The organism is Rhodanobacter sp. OK091 (genome assembly GCF_900142825.1).
Classification (GTDB): Bacteria; Pseudomonadota; Gammaproteobacteria; order Xanthomonadales; family Rhodanobacteraceae; genus Rhodanobacter.
Genome location: NZ_FRCH01000009.1, coordinates 1 through 5,616, shown reverse-complemented (window position 1 = coordinate 5,616; position 5,616 = coordinate 1). Strand labels below are relative to the sequence as shown.

The window sequence follows — 5,616 nt, the reverse complement described above, 5'->3', positions numbered from 1 at the left end:
TCGTCGCCGCCGTCGTCCAGACAAGAAAAAACCCCCACCGTTTCGGGTGGAGGTTTTTAGGGATAAAGCCCCTGGCGGTGACCTACTCTTGCATGGCAAAGCCACACTACCATCGGCGCATGCGCGTTTCACTTCTGAGTTCGGGATGGGATCAGGTGGTACCACGCCGCTATGGCCGCCAGGGAAGGGGTGGGAGCAGCGCGTTAAGCGCCGGCTCCACATAGGGTTGTAAACGAGTGACAAGCGTCGAGGTGAATTCGAATCGAGACGGTGTTAAAGCGATCGCTCTTTCGAGGAGTCCAGCCAAGGATGGCTGGGCTTTTCGCAGAGGGATCTGCAAACAAAGCGTCTTGGGGTTATATGGTCAAGCCTCACGGCTCATTAGTATCAGTTAGCTCAACGCATTGCTGCGCTTCCACACCTGACCTATCAACCACCTGGTCTTGATGGTGCCTTAAGGAGAGTCAAGCTCTCGGGAGATCTCATCTTGGGGCGTGCTTCCCGCTTAGATGCTTTCAGCGGTTATCACTTCCGTTCGTAGCTACCGGGCAATGCCATGGGCATGACAACCCGAACACCAGCGGAACGTCCACTCCGGTCCTCTCGTACTAGGAGCAGCCCCCCTCAAATCTCCAACGCCCACGACAGATAGGGACCGAACTGTCTCACGACGTTCTGAACCCAGCTCGCGTACCACTTTAAATGGCGAACAGCCATACCCTTGGGACCGGCTACAGCCCCAGGATGTGATGAGCCGACATCGAGGTGCCAAACACCGCCGTCGATATGAACTCTTGGGCGGTATCAGCCTGTTATCCCCGGAGTACCTTTTATCCGTTGAGCGATGGCCCTTCCATACAGAACCACCGGATCACTATGACCTACTTTCGTACCTGCTTGATCCGTCGATCTCGCAGTCAAGCACGCTTATGCCATTGCACACAGTGCGCGATGTCCGACCGCGCTGAGCGTACCTTCGTGCTCCTCCGTTACTCTTTGGGAGGAGACCGCCCCAGTCAAACTACCCACCATACACGGTCCCTGACCCGGATTACGGGTCGAGGTTAGAACGTCAAGCACTTCAGGGTGGTATTTCAAGGATGGCTCCACGCAAACTGGCGTCTGCGCTTCAAAGCCTCCCACCTATCCTACACAGAAGAACTCAACGTTCAGTGTAAAGCTATAGTAAAGGTTCACGGGGTCTTTCCGTCTTGCCGCGGGAACGCTGCATCTTCACAGCGAATTCAATTTCACTGAGTCTCGGGTGGAGACAGCGCCGCTGTCGTTACGCCATTCGTGCAGGTCGGAACTTACCCGACAAGGAATTTCGCTACCTTAGGACCGTTATAGTTACGGCCGCCGTTTACTGGGGCTTCGATCAAGAGCTTCGCCTTGCGGCTGACCCCATCAATTAACCTTCCAGCACCGGGCAGGCGTCACACCCTATACGTCCACTTTCGTGTTTGCAGAGTGCTGTGTTTTTGATAAACAGTCGCAGCGGCCAGGTTACTGCGACCCATCGACGCTCAGTCACGCACGTGACCACGTCAATGGGCGCACCTTCTCCCGAAGTTACGGTGCCATTTTGCCTAGTTCCTTCACCCGAGTTCTCTCAAGCGCCTTGGGATTCTCACCCTGCCTACCAGTGTCGGTTTACGGTACGGTTTTTCTTAAGCTGAAGCTTAGTGGCTTTTCCTGGAAGCGTGGTGTCAGTCACTTCGCCCAATAGGGCTCGTCTCGGTGCTCGGCATAAAGCATCCCGGATTTGCCTAAGATGCATGCCTACCTCCTTTCCCCGGGACAACCAACGCCCGGTAGACCTAACCTTCTCCGTCCCCACATCGCACTTAAGAAAAGTGCAGGAATATTAACCTGCTTCCCATCGACTACGCATTTCTGCCTCGCCTTAGGGGCCGACTCACCCTGCGCCGATGAACGTTGCGCGAGGAAACCTTGGGCTTTCGGCGTGGGGGCTTTTCACCCCCATTATCGTTACTCATGTCAGCATTCGCACTTCCGATACCTCCAGCAGACTTTACAATCCACCTTCACAGGCTTACGGAACGCTCCTCTACCGCGTACACATAAATGTGCACACCCCGAGCTTCGGTGCATAGCTTAGCCCCGTTAAATCTTCCGCGCAGACCGACTCGACCAGTGAGCTATTACGCTTTCTTTAAAGGGTGGCTGCTTCTAAGCCAACCTCCTGGCTGTCTATGCCTTTCCACATCGTTTTCCACTTAGCTATGACTTTGGGACCTTAGCTGCGGGTCTGGGTTGTTTCCCTTTTCACGACGGACGTTAGCACCCGCCGTGTGTCTCCCGTGTAGTACGTGTTGGTATTCGGAGTTTGCCATGGTTTGGTAAGTCGCGATGACCCCCTAGCCATAACAGTGCTCTACCCCCAACAGTATTCGCACGAGGCGCTACCTAAATAGCTTTCGAGGAGAACCAGCTATCTCCGAGTTTGTTTAGCCTTTCACTCCTATCCTCAGCTCATCCCCATCTATTGCAACAGATGTGGGTTCGGTCCTCCAGTGCGTGTTACCGCACCTTCAACCTGGCCAAGGATAGATCACTCGGTTTCGGGTCTACTGCCAGAGACTATGCGCCCTATTCAGACTCGATTTCTCTTCGCCTCCCCTATACGGTTAAGCTTGCCACTGACAGTAAGTCGCTGACCCATTATACAAAAGGTACGCAGTCACCCTTGCGGGCTTCCACTGCTTGTACGTATACGGTTTCAGGGTCTATTTCACTCCCCTCTCCGGGGTTCTTTTCGCCTTTCCCTCACGGTACTAGTTCGCTATCGGTCAGTCAGTAGTATTTAGCCTTGGAGGATGGTCCCCCCATGTTCAGACAAGGTTTCACGTGCCCCGCCTTACTCAATTTCACACAAAATGCCTTTTCGTCGACTGGGCTATCACCATCTATGGCCGGGCTTTCCATCCCGTTTGACTAAAACATAATGTGCTTTTGGGCTAGTCCCCGTTCGCTCGTCGCTACTCAGGGAATCTCGGTTGATTTCTTTTCCTCCGGGTACTTAGATATTTCAGTTCCCCGGGTTCGCCCTGCATGGCTATGTATTCACCATGCAGTACTCCTTGCGGAGTGGGTTTCCCCATTCGGACATTGCCGGATCAAAGCTTGTTGCCAGCTCCCCGACACTTTTCGCAGGCTGCCACGTCCTTCATCGCCTCTGACTGCCAAGGCATCCACCGTATACGCTTAGTCGCTTGACCATATAACCCCAAGTCGCCTCGGGATCACACGTCCAAACCACTTCGTTACTTGCCTTAACACTTGTCTCGGTTCGGTTCGAACCAAGACGCTTGTCACTCGTTTACAGGTTTTCAAAGAACATCACGCCGGCCTCAATGCCGGATGATTTCAAAATCTTTTGTGTGCTTGTTATTTCACGCGCCGTTCGTTCCATGGTGGAGCCTGTCGGGATCGAACCGACGACCCCCTGCTTGCAAAGCAGGTGCTCTCCCAGCTGAGCTAAGGCCCCAAGGAATCCTTGGAATAATGGTGGGTCTGGGTGGACTCGAACCACCGGCCTCACCCTTATCAGGGGTGCGCTCTAACCACCTGAGCTACAGACCCAGTGAGATCGAACCCCAGAACCTACGCCAGACAACCTGGAACCATGTTCGAAGCGGCTGTTGATGAAGAGTCCGGCCATGGATGGTCGGTCTTGATCTTCGCTCTTCGCGAAAGGGACTTCGCGTTGAACGATTACGTGAAATACAGGTGTCTTGTGTGGACGTCTTGCGAAGAGAGTTCGCGACCGTCTTTCTCGAAAGGAGGTGATCCAGCCGCACCTTCCGATACGGCTACCTTGTTACGACTTCACCCCAGTCATGAACCACTCCGTGGTCGTCGTCCCCCTTGCGGTTAGACTAACGGCTTCTGGAGCAACTCACTCCCATGGTGTGACGGGCGGTGTGTACAAGGCCCGGGAACGTATTCACCGCGGCATAGCTGATCCGCGATTACTAGCGATTCCGACTTCACGGAGTCGAGTTGCAGACTCCGATCCGGACTGGGATCGGCTTTCTGGGATTGGCTCCACCTCGCGGTATTGCAACCCTCTGTACCGACCATTGTAGTACGTGTGTAGCCCTGGCCGTAAGGGCCATGATGACTTGACGTCATCCCCACCTTCCTCCGGTTTGTCACCGGCAGTCTCCTTAGAGTTCCCACCATTACGTGCTGGCAACTAAGGACAAGGGTTGCGCTCGTTGCGGGACTTAACCCAACATCTCACGACACGAGCTGACGACAGCCATGCAGCACCTGTGTTCCGATTCCCGAAGGCACTCCTGCATCTCTGCTGGATTCCGGACATGTCAAGGCCAGGTAAGGTTCTTCGCGTTGCATCGAATTAAACCACATACTCCACCGCTTGTGCGGGCCCCCGTCAATTCCTTTGAGTTTCAGTCTTGCGACCGTACTCCCCAGGCGGCGAACTTAACGCGTTAGCTTCGACACTGATCTCCGAGTTGAGACCAACATCCAGTTCGCATCGTTTAGGGCGTGGACTACCAGGGTATCTAATCCTGTTTGCTCCCCACGCTTTCGTGCTTCAGCGTCAGTGTTGTCCCAGATGGCCGCCTTCGCCACTGATGTTCCTCCCGATCTCTACGCATTTCACCGCTACACCGGGAATTCCACCATCCTCTGACACACTCTAGCTAGCCAGTATCCATCGCCATTCCCAGGTTGAGCCCGGGGATTTCACGACAGACTTAACTAACCGCCTACGCACCCTTTACGCCCAGTAATTCCGATTAACGCTTGCACCCTTCGTATTACCGCGGCTGCTGGCACGAAGTTAGCCGGTGCTTATTCCTCAGGTACCGTCAGCCCCATAGGTTATTAACCCGTGGTATTTCGTTCCTGATAAAAGTGCTTTACAACCCGAAGGCCTTCTTCACACACGCGGCATTGCTGGATCAGGCTTGCGCCCATTGTCCAATATTCCCCACTGCTGCCTCCCGTAGGAGTCTGGGCCGTGTCTCAGTCCCAGTGTGGCTGATCATCCTCTCAGACCAGCTAGCGATCGTCGCCTTGGTAGGCCATTACCCTACCAACTAGCTAATCGCACATCGGTCCGTCCAACCGCGCGAGGCCCGAAGGTCCCCCGCTTTCTCCCGTAGGACGTATGCGGTATTAGCGTAAGTTTCCCTACGTTATCCCCCACGTCTGGGTAGGTCCCGATGCATTACTCACCCGTCCGCCACTCGCCACCCACAGTATTGCTACTGCTGTGCTGCCGTTCGACTTGCATGTGTTAGGCATGCCGCCAGCGTTCAATCTGAGCCAGGATCAAACTCTTCACTTAAGTTTTCGACAACCTCACCCTCGCGGGCTCGGCCATCTATCTTTCCGAAGCGTATGTCCCAACCGGATAAAACTCATTACTGACTTTTTCTCTAGTTGGACGCTTGCATTGCTTGGACAGGTCGTAACCCTCCACCGCAAGACGTCCACACAATTCACCTGCGCACACTGTCAAAGATCAACCACTTGCCACCGATTCCTCGATCGCGTCCAGAACGTTTCGTCCTAGGTGAGCCGCCCATTCTACATCGCTTTTCGTGACCGTCAACA

Annotated in this window: 2 tRNA genes and 3 rRNA genes; all 5 read right to left on the bottom strand. The window is 54.4% G+C overall.

The features are described from left to right. Positions 1-69 precede the first annotated feature (69 nt). The 5 genes from rrf to BUA26_RS19575 all read right to left on the bottom strand — a co-directional run bounded on the left by rrf (position 70) and on the right by BUA26_RS19575 (position 5,347). Positions 70-183: ribosomal RNA gene (gene rrf / locus BUA26_RS19595) — 5S ribosomal RNA — on the bottom strand. A gap of 177 nt (positions 184-360) precedes the next feature. Beyond that, positions 361-3,242: ribosomal RNA gene (locus BUA26_RS19590) — 23S ribosomal RNA — on the bottom strand. A gap of 193 nt (positions 3,243-3,435) precedes the next feature. Then, positions 3,436-3,511: transfer RNA gene (locus tag BUA26_RS19585), tRNA-Ala, on the bottom strand. Positions 3,512-3,529: 18 nt separating this feature from the next. Beyond that, positions 3,530-3,606: transfer RNA gene (locus tag BUA26_RS19580), tRNA-Ile, on the bottom strand. 196 nt (positions 3,607-3,802) lie between these two features. Continuing rightward, positions 3,803-5,347: ribosomal RNA gene (locus BUA26_RS19575) — 16S ribosomal RNA — on the bottom strand. Together the 16S, 23S and 5S rRNA genes with 2 tRNA genes alongside form the textbook arrangement of a ribosomal RNA operon. Positions 5,348-5,616 lie beyond the last annotated feature (269 nt).